Origin of the sequence: Janthinobacterium sp. PSRC1-1, from assembly GCF_049897525.1 — a bacterium.
Taxonomy (GTDB): Bacteria; Pseudomonadota; Gammaproteobacteria; order Burkholderiales; family Burkholderiaceae_D; genus Janthinobacterium; species Janthinobacterium tructae.
The window spans coordinates 113,071-128,385 of the sequence record NZ_JAFCWK010000007.1 but is presented as its reverse complement, the minus strand read 5'-3'; the positions used below and the strand labels follow the sequence as shown (position 1 = coordinate 128,385).

Annotated in this window: 13 protein-coding genes and 1 pseudogene; 7 read left to right on the top strand and 7 right to left on the bottom strand. The window is 66.4% G+C overall.

Features of this window, described 5'->3' with window-relative positions; all coding sequences use genetic code 11:
• Positions 1–26 precede the first annotated feature (26 nt).
• From ACP7DW_RS16935 to ACP7DW_RS16925, 3 genes are read left to right on the top strand one after another with little or no spacing between them, the layout of a single operon-like run.
• Complete coding sequence (locus tag ACP7DW_RS16935) at positions 27–1,184, top strand: efflux RND transporter periplasmic adaptor subunit (RefSeq protein WP_426055860.1); 1,158 nt, start codon at positions 27–29, stop codon at positions 1,182–1,184.
• A gap of 33 nt (positions 1,185–1,217) precedes the next feature.
• On the top strand, positions 1,218–4,364 hold the full coding sequence (locus ACP7DW_RS16930; protein ID WP_426055859.1) for a multidrug efflux RND transporter permease subunit: 3,147 nt from the start codon (positions 1,218–1,220) through the stop codon (positions 4,362–4,364).
• The gene (locus ACP7DW_RS16925) at positions 4,364–5,737 is read left to right on the top strand and encodes an efflux transporter outer membrane subunit (RefSeq protein WP_426055858.1); all 1,374 of its coding nucleotides are present in this window, start codon (positions 4,364–4,366) and stop codon (positions 5,735–5,737) included. The genes ACP7DW_RS16930 and ACP7DW_RS16925 overlap by 1 nt, the downstream gene beginning before the upstream one ends.
• On the opposite strand, the gene ACP7DW_RS16920 is transcribed toward ACP7DW_RS16925, so the two are convergent.
• Both ACP7DW_RS16920 and ACP7DW_RS16915 read right to left on the bottom strand, forming a co-directional pair.
• Positions 5,685–6,308, bottom strand: coding sequence for a type VI secretion system tube protein Hcp (locus ACP7DW_RS16920; RefSeq protein ID WP_426055857.1), 624 nt, complete (start codon positions 6,306–6,308; stop codon positions 5,685–5,687). The genes ACP7DW_RS16925 and ACP7DW_RS16920 overlap by 53 nt on opposite strands.
• Positions 6,309–6,329: 21 nt before the next feature.
• On the bottom strand, positions 6,330–6,467 hold the full coding sequence (locus ACP7DW_RS16915) for a hypothetical protein (RefSeq protein WP_426055856.1): 138 nt from the start codon (positions 6,465–6,467) through the stop codon (positions 6,330–6,332).
• Positions 6,468–6,715: 248 nt separating this feature from the next.
• On the opposite strand from ACP7DW_RS16915, the gene ACP7DW_RS16910 reads away from it, so the two are divergent.
• From ACP7DW_RS16910 to ACP7DW_RS16895, 4 genes are all read left to right on the top strand, one after another.
• Complete coding sequence (locus tag ACP7DW_RS16910) at positions 6,716–7,996, top strand: arsenic transporter (protein ID WP_426055855.1); 1,281 nt, start codon at positions 6,716–6,718, stop codon at positions 7,994–7,996.
• A 45-nt stretch (positions 7,997–8,041) separates the two neighbouring features.
• Positions 8,042–8,671, top strand: coding sequence for an NAD-dependent dehydratase (locus ACP7DW_RS16905; RefSeq protein ID WP_426055854.1), 630 nt, complete (start codon positions 8,042–8,044; stop codon positions 8,669–8,671).
• Between the two features lie 46 nt (positions 8,672–8,717).
• A complete protein-coding gene (locus ACP7DW_RS16900) occupies positions 8,718–9,167 on the top strand; it encodes a GNAT family N-acetyltransferase (protein WP_426055853.1) in 450 nt (149 codons plus the stop codon).
• 163 nt (positions 9,168–9,330) lie between these two features.
• Positions 9,331–10,614 (top strand): glycosyltransferase, encoded by a 1,284-nt coding sequence (locus ACP7DW_RS16895; protein WP_426055852.1) that lies wholly within the window; start codon positions 9,331–9,333, stop codon positions 10,612–10,614.
• 9 nt (positions 10,615–10,623) lie between these two features.
• On the opposite strand, the gene ACP7DW_RS16890 is transcribed toward ACP7DW_RS16895, so the two are convergent.
• The 5 genes and pseudogenes from ACP7DW_RS16890 to ACP7DW_RS16870 all read right to left on the bottom strand — a co-directional run bounded on the left by ACP7DW_RS16890 (position 10,624) and on the right by ACP7DW_RS16870 (position 15,224).
• Complete coding sequence (locus ACP7DW_RS16890; RefSeq protein ID WP_426055851.1) at positions 10,624–11,565, bottom strand: DUF2145 domain-containing protein; 942 nt, start codon at positions 11,563–11,565, stop codon at positions 10,624–10,626.
• Positions 11,566–11,573: 8 nt separating this feature from the next.
• The gene (locus tag ACP7DW_RS16885) at positions 11,574–12,005 is read right to left on the bottom strand and encodes a hypothetical protein (protein WP_099764075.1); all 432 of its coding nucleotides are present in this window, start codon (positions 12,003–12,005) and stop codon (positions 11,574–11,576) included.
• Positions 12,006–12,095: 90 nt separating this feature from the next.
• A complete protein-coding gene (locus ACP7DW_RS16880) occupies positions 12,096–12,929 on the bottom strand; it encodes an HDOD domain-containing protein (RefSeq protein WP_426055850.1) in 834 nt (277 codons plus the stop codon).
• A gap of 89 nt (positions 12,930–13,018) precedes the next feature.
• Positions 13,019–14,116, bottom strand: a complete 1,098-nt coding sequence (locus ACP7DW_RS16875) for an acyl-CoA dehydrogenase (protein WP_426055849.1) — start codon at positions 14,114–14,116, stop codon at positions 13,019–13,021.
• Between the two features lie 125 nt (positions 14,117–14,241).
• Positions 14,242–15,224: pseudogene (locus tag ACP7DW_RS16870) on the bottom strand (IS481 family transposase).
• Positions 15,225–15,315: the final 91 nt, after the last annotated feature.

Below are 15,315 nucleotides of genomic sequence, written 5' to 3'. Positions count from 1 at the left end.
GGTTGGGATCCGCCATAGAGAGAGTCATGCCAGTCAAGTACTTCACCAGCAAAAACATGTTGATCGCCGCGGCACTGCTCAGCCTTGCCGCCTGTTCCAAACCCGCGCCGGAAGAAGGCGCGGCGCCGCCCGCCGCCGTGACGGTACTCAAGCTGCAAGCGGCGCCCGTGGTTCTCAGCGATGAATTGCCGGGCCGGGTGGCCGCCTTCCGCACGGCCGACATCCGCCCGCAGGTGGGCGGCATCGTGCTGCGCCGCCAGTTCGAACAGGGCGCCGACGTGCAGGCGGGGCAGAAGCTGTTCCAGCTCAATCCCGCGCCATTCCAGGCGGACGTCGATTCGGCCGCCGCCGCGCTGCAGCACGCGGTGGCCACGGCGAAGCGCGCCAGCAGCCAGGCCGACCGGTTGAAACCGCTGGTGGAGGCGGACGCCATCAGCCGCCAGGCGTATGACGACGCCGTGGCCCAGCGCGAGCAAGCCGTGGCCACCGTGGCGCAGGCGCGCGCCAGCCTGGCGCGGCGCCGCCTGGACCTGGCCTTCGCCAGCATCGAGGCGCCGATTGCCGGGCGCATCGGCTCCGAGCTGGTGACGGAAGGCGCGCTGGTGGGCCTGGCCGATGCCACGCCGATGGCGCGCATCCAGCAGATCGACAAGGTGTATGTCGACGTGCGCCAGCCGGCCGCCGCGCTGGCCGCGCTGCGAGCCTCCGGTAACGGAGGCGCGGACAAGCTGCCCGTGACCATCCTGGGCGCCGATGGCCAGCCGCATCCCGTCACGGGCCGCATCCTGTTTTCCGGCATCAGCGTCGATGCGGGCACGGGCGACGCCGTCATCCGCGTGCTGGTCGACAATCCTCAGCGCCAGCTCTTGCCCGGCATGTTCGTGCGCGCCCGCATCGCGCGCGCCGTGCAGGCCAATGGCGTGCTCGTGCCGCAGCAAGCCGTCCTGCGCGCCAGCGATGGCCAGGCGCAGGCCTGGGTACTCGATGGCACGCATAAAGCCAGCCTGAAAACGATCGCCGTGGGCGACGTGATCGCGCATCAGTACGTGGTCAACGGCGGCTTGAAGGCGGGCGACACCGTCGTCATCGAAGGCCAGGAACGCTTGCAGCCAGGCGCCACAGCCGCGCCGCAGCCGTGGAAGCCAGCTGTCGTGGCAACGGCGGCTGCCGCCAAGGCCCGTTGATGCACACTTTGAATACAATGAAAGCCTAAGCACATGCCTCAATTTTTCATCAACCGCCCCGTCTTTGCGTGGGTGGTGGCGGTCTTCATCGTCCTGTTCGGATTGATCGCCATACCGCAATTGCCGATTGCGCGCTTCCCTTCCGTGGCGCCGCCCAGCGTCAGCATCAGCGCCAACTATCCTGGCGCCACGCCGCAAACCATGAACGATTCCGTGGTGGGCCTGATCGAGCGCGAACTGTCGGGCGTCAAGCACCTGCTGTATTTCGAATCGTCCACCGATACCTCGGGTTCGGCCTCGATCAGCGTCACCTTCCAGCCCGGCACCAACCCGGAAATGGCGCAGGTGGACGTGCAGAACCGCCTGAAAGCCATCGAGCCGCGCCTGCCGCAAGCCGTGCGGCAAAATGGCCTGACGGTGGAATCGGCGTCGTCCGGCTTCCTGATGATCGTCAGTTTGATTTCCGAGAATGGCCAGCATGACGAAGTGGCGCTGGGCGACTACCTGGCGCGCAACGTGACGGAAGAGCTGCGCCGCATTCCCGGCGTGGGCAAGGTGCAGCTGTTCGGCTCCGAGCGGGCCATGCGCATCTGGGTCGATCCGGCCAAGCTGGTGTCGTACAACATCGCCATGGGCGAGCTGACGGCCGCCATCGCGCAGCAAAATGCGCAGATCGCCCCGGGCCGCCTCGGTGATTCGCCCGCCGTCGAAGGCCAGCGCGTGACGATCCCGCTGACGGTGCAGGGCCAGCTGCAAACGCCGGCCGAATTTGCCGCCATCGTGCTGCGCGCGAATGCGGACGGCTCGAAAGTGACCATCGGCGACGTGGCGAAAGTGGCGCTGGGCGCGCAAAGCTTCAATTTCAGCATCCGCGAAAACGGGCAAGCCGCGTCGGGCGCCGCCATCATGCTGTCGCCCGGCGCCAACGCCGTGCAGACGGCGGCGGCCGTGCGCGCGCGCATGGCCGAACTGGCGCACACCATGCCGGCCGGGATCAAGTATTCGGTACCGTTCGATACGGCGCCGTTCGTGAAAATCTCGATTGAAAAGGTCATCGTCACCTTGCTGGAAGCGATGGTGCTGGTGTTCCTCGTCATGTACCTGTTCCTGCAAAAGATACGCTACACGCTGATACCCGCCATCGTCGCGCCGATTGCCCTGATGGGCACTTTTACCGTGATGCTGCTGGCCGGCTATTCCATCAACGTGCTGACCATGTTCGGCATGGTGCTGGCCATCGGCATCATCGTCGATGACGCCATCGTGGTGGTCGAAGCCGTCGAGCGCCTGATGGCCACCGAAGGCTTGTCGCCGAAGGAAGCGACGTCGAAAGCGATGCGCGAAATCACCGGTGCGATCGTGGGCATCACCTTGGTGCTGACGGCCGTGTTCATCCCGATGGCGCTGGCCAGCGGTTCCGTGGGCGCCATCTACCGCCAGTTCACGCTGGCGATGGCCGTGTCCATCCTGTTCTCGGCCTTCCTGGCGCTCACCCTGACGCCGGCCCTGTGCGCCACCATGCTCAAACCCATCGGCCCGCACGATCATGACAAGAAGGGCTTTTTCCGCTGGTTCGACCGCCAGTTTGACCGCATGACGGCGCGCTATGAGCAGGGCGTGGTGGCGATGGTCAAACGCGCCGGCCGCTCGATGCTGGTGTACGGCGCCATCGTCGCGGCGCTGGGCGTGGCCTTCCTGCAGCTGCCGTCGGCCTTCCTGCCGGAAGAAGACCAGGGCTATTTCATCACCTCGATCCAGCTGCCGTCCGACGCGACCATGGAGCGCACGCTCGATGTCGTCAAATTGTACGAGCAGCACGTGGCCACGCGGCCCGGCATCGAAGTGAACCAGTCCATCCTCGGCTTCAGCTTTTCCGGCGCGGGGCCGAACGCGGGCCTGGCGTTCACCATGCTGAAGGACTGGAAACAGCGCAACGGCGCCACGGCGCAGGAAGAAGTGGCGCTGGCGCAAGCGGCCATGGCGCAGGCGAAGGAGGGCGTGATCATGAGCCTGATGCCGCCCGCCATCGATGAACTGGGCAATTCGTCCGGCTTTTCGATGCGCCTGCAAGACCGCGCCAGCCAGGGCATCGCCGCCCTGCAGGCGGCGCAGAATCAGCTGCTGGGCCTGGCCGCGCAAAGCAGCAAGGTGGCGGGCGTGTATCCGGACGGCTTGCCGCCCGGCGCCAGCGTGCGCCTCGATATCGACCGCACCAAGGCCGAAGCGCTCGGCGTGTCGTTTACGGCGATTGCCGACATGCTGACGGCGGCCATGGGCTCGACCTATGTGAACGATTTCCCGAACGCCGGCCGCATGCAGCAGGTGATCATCCAGGCCGATGCGCCGTCGCGCATGCAGTTGAACGACGTGCTGGCCTTGCGCATCCGCAATAACGCGGGCGGCATGGTAGCGCTGGGTGAGCTGGTGCGCCCCGTGTGGAGCGAGTCGCCGCTGCAGCTGGTGCGCTACCAGGGCTATCCGGCGGCGCGCATCTCGGGCAGCGCGGCGCCGGGCGTGTCGAGCGGCGACGCCATGCTGGAAATGGAACGGCTGGTGAAACAGCTGCCACCGGGCTTCGCGCTGGCGTGGACGGGCCAGTCGCTGCAAGAGAAGGAATCGGCGTCGCAGGCGCCCATGCTGATGGCGCTGTCGATGCTGGTGGTCTTCCTCGTGCTGGCGGCCCTGTATGAAAGCTGGTCGATCCCCGTCTCCGTGATGCTGGTGGTGCCGCTGGGGCTATTGGGCGCCGTGCTGGCCGTAATGCTGCGCGGCATGCCGAACGATGTGTTCTTCAAGGTGGGCATGATCACGATCATTGGTCTTTCCGCGAAGAACGCGATTCTGATCGTCGAATATGCGCGCCAGCTGCAGGCGCAGGGGCGCGGCCTGGTCGAGGCGACGGTGGAAGCGGCCCGCTTGCGTTTGCGTCCGATTTTGATGACGTCCTTGGCCTTCGCGCTGGGCGTGGTGCCGCTGATGCTGGCCACGGGCGCCAGCGCCGAAACGCAGCATGCGATCGGCACGGGCGTGTTCGGCGGCATGATCACCGCCACCGTGCTGGCCGTGTTTTTCGTGCCCGTGTTCTTTGTCGTGGTGCTGGGCGCCGTCGACAAGATGGGCACGTACTTCAACAAACGCAAAAATCACACTGCGGTTCAAGCGGTGGAAGGAGAGTTGTAATGCGTTGGATTTTTATCACGCCGCTGGCCGCGCTGGCCTTGTCGGCCTGTTCATTGACGCCGCCGCTGGTCAAACCGGCGCCGCCCATCCCTGCTGCCTATGCCGAGGTCGCCGCGCCAGGCCTAGTCGACACTGCAGCCGATCTGGGCTGGCGCCAGATGCTGCTCGATGCGCGCCTGCAGCGTCTGGTCAGCCTGGCGCTGGAAAACAACCGCGACTTGCGCGTGGCGTCCCTCAACGTGGAAGCCGTGCGGGCCCAGTACCAGATTCAGGATGCGGGCCGCTACCCGGCCATAGCCGCGAATGCGGGCGGCGTGCGCCAGCGCGGCGCCGATGCCAAGGTGCAGAACGCGTTCACGGCCGGCATCGCCATGAGCGCGTTCGAGCTCGACCTGTTCGGCCGCCTGCGCTCGCTGTCGGACGCGGCCTTTGCGCGCTACCTGGCCACGCAGCAGGGCCAACGCGCCGCGCACATGGCCTTGATCGGTGCCGTGGCCGACGCGTATCTGGAGCAGCGCCTGGCCGAGGAGCAGCTGGCGCTGGCGCGGCAAACCCTGCTCGACTGGCGCCAGGCCCTGATCCTGACGCAGCGCCTGCACGGCGCGCAGCAGGGCAGCGGTCTGGACGTGGCGCAAGCGCAAGGGCAGGCGGCCACGGCGGAGGCGGACGTGCAGGCGCGCGAGCGGGCCAGCTTACTGGCGCGCAACAACCTGGAACTGCTGCTGGGTGCGCCGCTGCCAACGGACTTGCCCGCAGGCCGGCCGCTCGATGGCCAGCCCGTGCTGACGCAGCTGCCGCCGGGCCTGCCGTCGGACTTGCTGGCGCGCCGGCCCGACATCTTGCAGGCCGAATATGCGCTGGTGGCGGCGAATGCGGAAATCGGCGCCGCCCGCGCCGCCTTTTTCCCGCGCCTGTCGCTGACGGCGCAGCTGGGCCTGGCCAGCCCGGAGCTCGGTGACTTGTTCCGTGGCAGCGCGCGCAGCTGGTCGTTCGCGCCGCAAGTGACGCAGCCGCTGTTCCAGGGCGGCCAGCTGCGCGCGGAACTGCAACTGTCGCGCCTGCGCAAGGACGTGGCCGTGCTGCAATACGAGCAGGCGATCCAGGCGGCCTTCCGCGACGTGCGCGACGGTTTGGCGGGCAGCGCCACGTATGCGCAGCAGATCGATGCCCAGCAGCGCGTGGCGGCGGCCGCAGAACAGCGGCGCAAGCTTTCGGCCTTGCGCTATGGCGCGGGCCAGGACAGCCGGCTGGAATTGCTCGACGCGCAGCGCCAGTCGTATGCGGCGCAGCAAGCCCTGCTCGACGCGCGGCGCGACCAGTTCAAGTCGGCCGTGGCGCTGTACAAGGCGCTGGGGGGAGGGCTGGAAGAGTAGCCGCCTTGCGGGCTTGGCCCGTCAACGCGCCGATCGGCCGCTTGCGCGCGACGGTGTTCCGGGGGCCGGGCTGGCCGCCCGCCTGCTGCAGGCCGTAGGTCCAGAGGATTTCCGTAAAGCTCAGCTTGAACTGCTCGGTGGGCATGTCGTCGGGATGGCTTTGCAGCTGGATTTCGGTGATCAGGGCGTCGCGCAGGGCAATGGTGATGATGTTGGCCGTCTTGTCGCCCGAGTGGCGGGCGATGTACAGTTTGGTCGGCTGCTCCGCACCGCTGCCCAGCGGCTGCGCCCGCAGGCACAGTTCATACAGCTTGACGGACGTCTGGTCGACATATTTGACACAGGTAAAGTCCGTGATCATGGGCCGCCCGGAGTGGCGCGCCGAATTGCTGACGTCGGTCGTCACTTGCTGCCTCATGCCTTGATGTAATGACACCAGCTCGATGCATGGGCCCATGCCCTGCAGCGCAGCGGCGTCGCGCCAGAGGGCGTCGATGCCAGCCTTGCCACCGTCCGGCGTCTTGCCGAACACGAGTTCAGGGTTGCCGGGTTCCAGCAAAATCACATCCATGACGCGCTCCTCCGCTTGATGTCAGGCGCCGCCTTGCGACAGGCAGCCCTTGAGCCGATGTGGCCGGGTCCAGCCTGCCTCGCTGGCGTGGTCGCGCTGCACGATGGCCACCCGCACGTCCGCTTCGCCCATGTTGTTGGTCTGATAGATGCGCGCCATTTTCCTGACCCCTGTTTCAATCGTGCCTGCGACTATAACCGATTAAGTTACTAAAAAATAACAGGAAACGCAGGTGTCGACACTTTTTTTCTCCGCCGGCTTCCAGCCAGGCCATCGCTTTGACCTGAAGGAAATGCCTTGCTGCTTTTGCATTCATTCAATAATTCCAGTATTATGGAATTGTTGTTGACATTCACAGGCTGCGGCGCATGGTGCCCGCGATGCCGCATCGAACGGAACCTTGCCCCATGCTGACCGCTTTCCTGATCTTTCTCGCCACATTAACCCTGGTCATCTGGCAGCCGCGCGGCCTGGGCATCGGCTGGAGCGCCGTCATCGGTGCTGGTGTCGCCTTGCTGGCCGGCGTGATCCACTGGGGCGACATCCCCGTCGTCTGGCATATCGTGTGGAACGCCACCGGCACCTTCATCGCCGTGATCATCATCAGCCTGCTGCTCGACGCGGCCGGTTTCTTCGAATGGGCGGCGCTGCACGTGGCGCGCTGGGGCGGCGGCAGCGGCAGAAAACTGTTCGTGCTGCTGGTCTTGCTGGGCGCGCTGGTGTCCGCCGTGTTCGCCAATGACGGCGCCGCGCTGATCCTGACGCCCATCGTCATCGCCATGCTGCGCGCCTTGAAATTTTCCACCAGAGCCACCCTGGCCTACGTCATGGCGGCCGGTTTTATTGCCGACACGGCCAGCCTGCCGCTGGTGGTGTCGAACCTGGTGAATATCGTATCGGCCGATTTCTTCAAGATCGGCTTTGCCGAGTACGCTTCCGTGATGGTGCCCGTCAACGTCGTCGCCGTGGCCGCCACCCTGGGCGTCTTGCTGCTTTTTTTCCGCCAGGATATCCCGCGCGACTACGATGCCTCGCAACTGAAGCGCCCGCACGCCGCCATCCGCGACTTGGCCACCTTCCGCGCCGGCTGGCTGGTGCTGGCGCTGCTGCTGGCGGGTTTTTTCTCGCAGGAACACCTGGGCGTGCCCATCAGCCTGATCGCCGCCGTGGGCGCCGCGCTGCTGCTGGGCGTGGCGGCCAAGGGCCACGTGATTTCCACGCGCCACGTGATCCGTCATGCGCCGTGGCATATCGTTGTCTTTTCACTGGGCATGTATCTGGTCGTGTATGGCTTGCGCAATGCGGGCTTGACGGCGTACCTGACGGGCATGCTGAACCACTTCGCCCAGTACGGCGTGTGGGGCGCGGCCATGGGCACGGGCGTGCTGACGGCATTATTGTCGTCCGTGATGAACAACCTGCCGACGGTGCTGGTGGGCGCGCTGGCCATCGACCCGACGACGGCGCAGGGGGCCGTGCGCGAAGCGATGATTTACGCCAACGTCATCGGCAGCGACCTGGGGCCGAAGATCACGCCGATCGGCAGCCTGGCCACCTTGCTGTGGCTGCATGTGCTCGACAGCAAGAATATCCACATTTCCTGGGGCTACTATTTCCGCGTCGGCATCGTGCTGACCGTGCCCGTGCTGCTGCTGACCCTGGCGGCACTGGCGCTGCGCTTGTCCTGAGTTCCGTGTATGGTAGTGGCTGACAGCAACTTTAACTGGAAAGCCATGAAATTACTGCTTGTGGGCGCCACCGGCCTGGTGGGCCGCGAAGTGCTGCGCCTGGCGCTCGCCGACACGCGCGTCAGCACGGTGGTGGCGCCGGTGCGCAAGGCCTTGCCGCCCCATGCGAAACTGCACGCGCCCCTCGTTGATTTTGATCGATTGCCGCCCGACGCACGGTGGTGGCAGGCGCACGCCGTCATCTGCACCCTGGGCACGACCATGAAGGTGGCCGGTACGCGGCAGGCGTTCTCGCGCGTGGACCACGACTATCCGCTGGCCGTGGCGCGCCTGGCGCTGGCGGCGGGCACGCGCACGTATGCGCTCAATTCGGCCGCCGGCGCCAACGCCGCTTCGCGCATCTTCTACAACCGCGTCAAGGGCGAGCTGGAACGCGACCTGGAGCAGCTGGGTTTTGCCTCGCTCACGCACGTGCGGCCGGGCCTGATCGGCGGCGAGCGCGACGTGGCGCGGGCGGGCGAGGGCGCCGCCTTGCGCCTGCTGCGCCTGCTGGGGCCCGTGCTGCCGCGTCGCTGGCGCATCAATCCCGCGCCGCGCATCGCCAGCGCCTTGCTCGAAGCGGCGCTGGCCGGCGCGCCGGGCGTGCACGTGGTGACGTCGGAGCAGCTGCTGTGAGTGCGCGCCCGTGTAATTTCCCTTCCTGTTTCTGAAAAGGATAGCAATGCAGACAGTACGCCCTTACCAGGCCAGCGACCGCGACGCCTGCCTGGCCCTCTTCGACGGCAACACGCCGCGCTTTTTCGACCCGTCCGAGCGCGCGGACTTTGCCGCCTGGCTCGATACTTCGACACATCCCTACCTGGTCATTCTGCGCGACGGCCGCATCGTCGCCTGCGGTGGCCATGCGATCGAGGCGGGCGGCAGCGTCGCCAGCCTGTGCTGGGGCATGGTGGCGCAGGACGTGCATGGACAGGGACTGGGCCGCGCGCTGACGCAGGCGCGCCTGGACGCCATCCGCGCCATGCCGGGAATCGCCAGCGTGCGCATGAATACCAGCCAGCACACGCAAGGCTTTTATGCGGGCTACGGTTTCGTGCCGGTCAACGTGATGCCGGACGGCTTCGGGCCCGGCATCGACCAGTGGGACATGATGTTGCAACTGCCTGCGTAGCGACCGCAGGCAGGCATGGCGTCAAGCGGCGGTCAAATACTGATTGAAATGCTAACCTTCATCGCTTACCATCGTTGGATGTTTCAACTAGGAACGATTCCCATGCACCCTGCGTTCTTGTCTGATGTTGCATTGCACACCTACACCAGGCACGGAGGGCGGCATGTCTGATGGCCATCTGACGCCAGCCCCGCTCGTCATCGTCGCCAGCAGCGGCACCGGCGGCGACATGCAACCGTTTATCGCGCTGGCGCAGGGCTTGCGGCAACGGGGGCGGCGCGTGCTGCTGCTGGTGCCAGGCTGGCAGGAAGCGGCGGCGCTGGCCTCAAGTGTGCCGTATCGCACCTTCAGCAGTGCGGCAGAGGGCCAGGCCATGCTGGGCGATCCGGGCCTGTGGGATGAGCGCAAGGGCTGGGGCGTGGTGTGGCGCGGCCTCGTGCCGCACCTGGGCGCCGTGCGCGACGTGGTGCAAGGCTTGCCCGACGGTGAAGAGTGCGTGGTGCTGTGCCACCCCTTCCTCGTGCCGATGGCCGCCCTGGCGCGGTCAGTACGCCCGGACCTGCGCATCGTCGCGGCGTATCTGGCGCCATCGAACCTGTGCAGCAGCCATGATTTCCTGGCGGCCGGCTCGCTGCGCATTCCCGCCTGGGTGCCGCTGGCCTGGCGCCAGGCCCTGTGGCGGCTGCTCCACCGCGGCATGGTCGACCCGGTGCTGCTGCCCGGCCTGAACGGGGCGCGCGCGCAGCACGGACTGCCGCCCGAAGCGCATTTTTTTGCGCACATGCTGGCCGCGCCGGATGCCTCGCTGGGGCTGTTTCCGGTCTGGTTCGCCGCCCCGCAGGCGGACTGGCCGCCGCACTTCGTGCAAACCGGTTTCCCCGGCGCCGCCCCGCATGGCGCTGCGGCGCTGCCGCCGGCGCTGGAACGCTTTCTGGACGAGGGCGAGCCGCCCATCGTGTTTACGCCCGGTACCGGGCACCAGCACGCGCAGCGCTATTTCAGCATCGCCCTGGATGTGTTGCGGCGGCTGGGACGGCGCGGCCTGTTCCTCACGCCCCATGCGCCGCAAGTGCCGCAGCAGTTGCCCCCGAACGTCATGTGGCAGGCGCACGTGCCGTTTGCGGCGCTGCTGCCGCGCGTGGCGGCTGTGGTGCACCACGGCGGCATCGGCACCAGCGCGGACGCCTTCCGCGCGGGCATCCCGCAACTGATCGTGCCGTTCGCCTACGACCAGTTCGACAATGGCTGGAGGATCAAACGGCTCGGCGTGGGCGATGTCTTGCTGGCCAGGCGCTTGTCGGCCGGGCGCATGCAACGGCAGCTGGCGCGCCTGCTGGCCGCGCCCGAAGTGGCGCTGGCGTGCAGCGAGGTGGCCCGCCGCATGGGGCAGGGATTGGCGCCGGCACACTTGCTCGATCAGGTCGAAGCGGCGCTCGCCGCTGCTTAGGGACTGTCGTTAGCGACTGTCGTGCGGCGTATCGTCGAGGGCGATGACGCGGTCGTTCGGGCCGGGCACGCAGCCGTCGGCGATGGGCTCCCAGCCGCGGTGCACCACCACCTGCCTGCCGTCGTGGCAGATTTCGACGCGCTCGCTGGCGGGCAGGCGCTGGCGCGCGAACGTTTCCAGGCTGGCCGGCATGCTCACCGCCAGCCGCATCGTGCCGATGGCCTCGGGCGGGTGGTCGTCCATGTGCACCAGCGGCACGAAGATCGATCCCAGCATCAGCCAGCGCGCGCCCACGTCGACGGCGGCGGGGTTGTAAGGCGCGGCGCGCAGCCAGTCCTGGGCACGCGCGCGCAAGTCGCCGCCCGCGGCCAGCTCGCCCCAGGCCGAGGCCAGCAATTCCACCACCCACTGATTGCAATTCTGGTATTTCAGGCTGAACGCATAGGCGTTGGCGCTGTAGCGGCCCGCCAGCAATTGCTGCACGCGCACGGGGTCGAGCAGGGCGCGGCGCAGGGGCGGCACGCTTTCCGCCGGCAGTTTCACGACAGAGATGTAGCCGAGCGATGGATTTTCCGTGCCCATGGCGAAACCGGCCGTGCCCTGGTCGAAGATGCGCGGGCGGCCTTCGTCGCAGGCGTAGTACAACTGGCGCGCCGACCAGCCGCTGTCATGGTCGTGGCGCCAGGCCAGCGCCGCATGCGAATAGCGGATGCCGAAGCGCGCCAGGTCCAGGCCGGAACGGCTGATCAGGGCCACGCTGCCTTCGCTGGCGGCCAGTTCCTCGCGCACCACGGCGGCAAAGCGCAACAGGCGATCCTGCTCGGTTGCCGTGAGTTCCTGGGCGCGGTCGCAAAAGCGCGATGAGGCGAGCGAAGTACCTGCCTGGGCGGCGCCGGCCACGGCGAGCGCGGCGCAGCCGGCCAGCAGCCGCGCCAGTTTGCGCAGGGTCACACCTGGAATCAAAGGCTGACGGGACGCGTGGCCATTTCGCCGTACCAGTCGTCGGCCAGCACCAGGAAGAAGGCGGCGCGCGTGTCGTTGCGCGAGAATTCAATGCCGTAGGCGCGGTTTTGCGCATGCACCACGTCGCCCTGCGCCAGCTGCTGCTTGTCGAGCGCCGCTTGCGGCAAGTCCAGCACCAGCGGCGTTGCCGTGGCGTCGGCTTGCATGGTCAGACGCGTCATGCCGTCGCGGCCCGGCAGGGCGGCCACGTCGATGATGCGGTAAGGGCCATTGGCCACCTTGTTGTCGCGCGAGGAGCTGTTGCTCGAACCGTTGAGCGAATCGGAAATGCTGCCGCTCGACTGGGAGCCGGCGCTGGAGGCCGAGGAAACGAAGCTGTCGGCGTTGGCGTTGCACGCCATGGTCAAAGCTGCGGCCAGGCCGAGCATGCGTAGGGAGGTAGTCAAGGCAGTTTTCCAGTGCACATCAATGAAAGCGCCGGGTCCATCCCGGCCTGCGCCATGATAGCAGATCGGCCATCAGCTGAGCAGTACCTCGATCAGGCCCTTCGCTTCGGCCGACGGCTGCGTGCGCAGCACCTGCAGCACGGGATCGTGCTCCAGGTAGGCTTGCAGCGGCGCGCTGACGGTGACGCTGGCCTGCGGCAGCGGCGAGGGCACGGGCGCGAGCGCCTTGGCCAGCAGCAGGGTGTCGCGCAAGCCTTCCGGTGGCAGCATGATGGTCGAGCCGGGCAAGGCGTTGACGGCATCGGCCACGGGCAGCGGCACATTCAGCTGGCGCATCAGCGCGCGGCCGATCACTTCCAGCGTGGACGCCATCTGCGTTTCCAGCTGGGCGTACAGGCCCGGGGTCTTGTCGGCCTGGGCCAGCATGTAAAAGCCGGCCACTTCATGCACGATGCCGGCGAACAGGGCCGTATCGGCATCCGTGTGCGTGACGGCGCCGGCCAGCGCGTGCGCCAGCGCCGCCACGTGCACGGTGTGCGCCCACAGCTGGGTGGCGCGGGCGCGCAAGGCCTCGTCGCGGATGCCTGCGTTCAGCTGGCGGATGACGGCCGCCGTCGCCAGCGCATACAGGTTGCGGTGCCCCAGCCGCTCGACGGCGGCGCGCACGCTGGTGATGGCGGGCACTTGGCCGGGCGCGAACAGGGCCGAATTGGCCAGCGCCACGGCGCGCGCCGACAAGGTCGGTTCGCACAGCAGCAGGCGGCTGATGTCGGACGAGTGGCAATCGGGATTGGCCAGTTCCTTTTGCAGCAGCAGGGCCGTATTGATGCTGGTGGGAAACGCCAGGGTTTCCGTTTCGGCGCTGGCCAGGAGTTGTGCCAGGCTGCTGAGCGTGTTGACGTGCATGGATAGGGGAGCGAGAAGTAGCAATGCCCCCATATTATCAGGCAATCCGGCCCGCATGGCGTCCGGCTGCCTTTTCAGTCATGCGCCAGTCAGGGCAGCAGCAATGCATGCTGGCTGGCCGTGTGAAAATCGCGCCACACGCGGTTGATGCTGCTGTCTTCGCGGGCCGCGTACAGGCCGCAGTACGGATACAAGCCATCGACGGCTGAGCGCGCGGCGGCCACCAGGGCCAGCGAAGCGGCCTGCACGGCTTGCATGGCGTTGTCGTCCAGCACCGCGCCGCTTGCCACCGTTGCCCAGCTGTCATCCAGCACGGCGTAAAAACGCGCGCGCGCGGTGGCGCAGGCGTCTTTCTTGTCTTGCAGCATGGCGGCCACTTCAGGCACCTCCAGCAGCGGCATGCCGGCGCGCGCATGGCGGCGGTGGCGCATGCATTCCTCGGCCAGTTGCATGAAATGCCCGGCCATGCCGGCCACGTTGGCGGCCAGGGTCACGTAGGCCAGTGAATAGAAGGGGTAGCGGTACAGGGGACCGTCGGCCGTCGCGGTGGTCGCATCGATGGTGAAACCGTGTTCCTTGGCAAGCCATTTTGCGTCGATGCGGTAGCTGTGCGAGGCGCTGGCGCGCATGCCCAGGCTGTTCCACGAAGGCACCAGTTGCACCAGCGCGGCGGGCACGAGGAAGGCGCGGATGCGCGGCTGGCCTTGCGCATCGAGCAGGGGCTGGCCATCGCGCCGCAGCCGGGCGTTCAGGGTGAAGTGGGTCGCCATGGGCGCGCCGCTGGCGTAGTCCCAGCTACCGGTGATGCGGTAGCCGTCGCCTTCTTCCTCGGCAAAACCGGTGGCCGCGCCGCTGCCGCCCAGGCAGACGCGCGGCGTGCCGATAATGGCCTGCGCCAGCTCAGGTTCCAGGAACCCCGCGAACCAGCCCGCGCCCGCGCACAGGGTCAGCACCCAGCCCATGCTGCCGTCGACGGCGGCCACGGCTTCTTCCAGGCGCACCACTTGCGGCAGGGGCAGCTCGGCGCCGCCCGCGCGGCGCGGCGCCAGCATCGTCAGCCAGCCACGCCGGTGCAGCAAGGCCTGCTGGGCCGGATGCAAAAAACGGGCGGCGTCGGCCGCCGGCGCATGGCGCGCGATGCGCCGCGCGTCGCGCTCGGAAAGGGTAGCAATGGCAGTGTGCGGCATGGGTAACGTCCGGCAATGGCAAAGGCGGGCATTTTCGCACAGCAGGGCCGTTTGCAGGCATGCGCCGTGTCACTTTATCGCACCGTAGCATTGGCCACTGCGCAAATTGACGCTGATTAAGAACGCTATTTGTCAAGACCCGCCTGGTTATAAACACGTTTAACAAATAATTCCGGTTTTTTCGCCTGCCATTTCTTCATCGCCTGAATCGGTGTTTCATTATCCAAGGCGCGCTGGGGAATGTTGTGGTTGTAGATTTTCAGGTAATTGCACAGTGTTGATTCGAGCTCGGCCCTGGACGCGAAGCGGGTCTGATTGATGATCTCGCTGATGTGGCCGTTGAAGCGTTCCACCTTGCCGTTGATCTGCGGATGACGTGGCGGGATCAGGCGATGTTCGATCGCCAGTTGCTTGCATAGCACGTCAAACGCGTGCTTGCCGCTGGGAATCCGGTCGTCCGTTTCCGGGTCTTTTTTCCTGCTGCTAAAGCGGTCGGTGAACTGGCTGCCATTGTCGGTGAGCAGCTTGACGATGGCGATCGGACAGGCTTTGTTGAGCTTGATCAGGAAGTCGGTGCTACTACTGTCGGACTGGTCGGCATAGATCTCCATGAAGACCCAGCGCGTGGCACGGTCAATGGCGACGAACAGATAACGGCGTTCGGTTTCGTCAGGCATCTGCGGCAAGTACTTGATATCCATATGTAAAAAGCCGGGCTCGTAGTCCTTGAACGACTTTTTGGTGACGGGCTGATCGGTTTCCCGGGCGGCCAGTTCAAGCAGGCTGGAGACACCATGGCGACGCAGGCAGCGCGCGAAAGCGCTGGATTGACGAACTCGCGGGCCACCGCCAGCAGGTCGTCGGTGGGCAGCAGCAGCGTGGTGCGTAGCTCCACGACGATCAATTCCTGCGCAGGCGTGAGCGTGGTGTGCATGGTACGTGGCCGGTGCGAAAGATCCTCGGCGCTGTCGCGGTTCTGCCACTTGCGGATCGTCAGACGACTGACGTTGTAGCGTTCAGCCAGTTCCCGTTGAGAGAGCGTCGATTTGCGGATTTCGTCACGGATCAGATGAGTGGTACGGGCTTGGCTGTGAAGGGCTTGGCTCATGGCGCTGGTAGTTGGGTGACAGGATTCAACAGTGTACTCAAAAGCAACCTGGCCCTGAAAAATGGCAGGCTGCGCGTTGGAATATGATCAC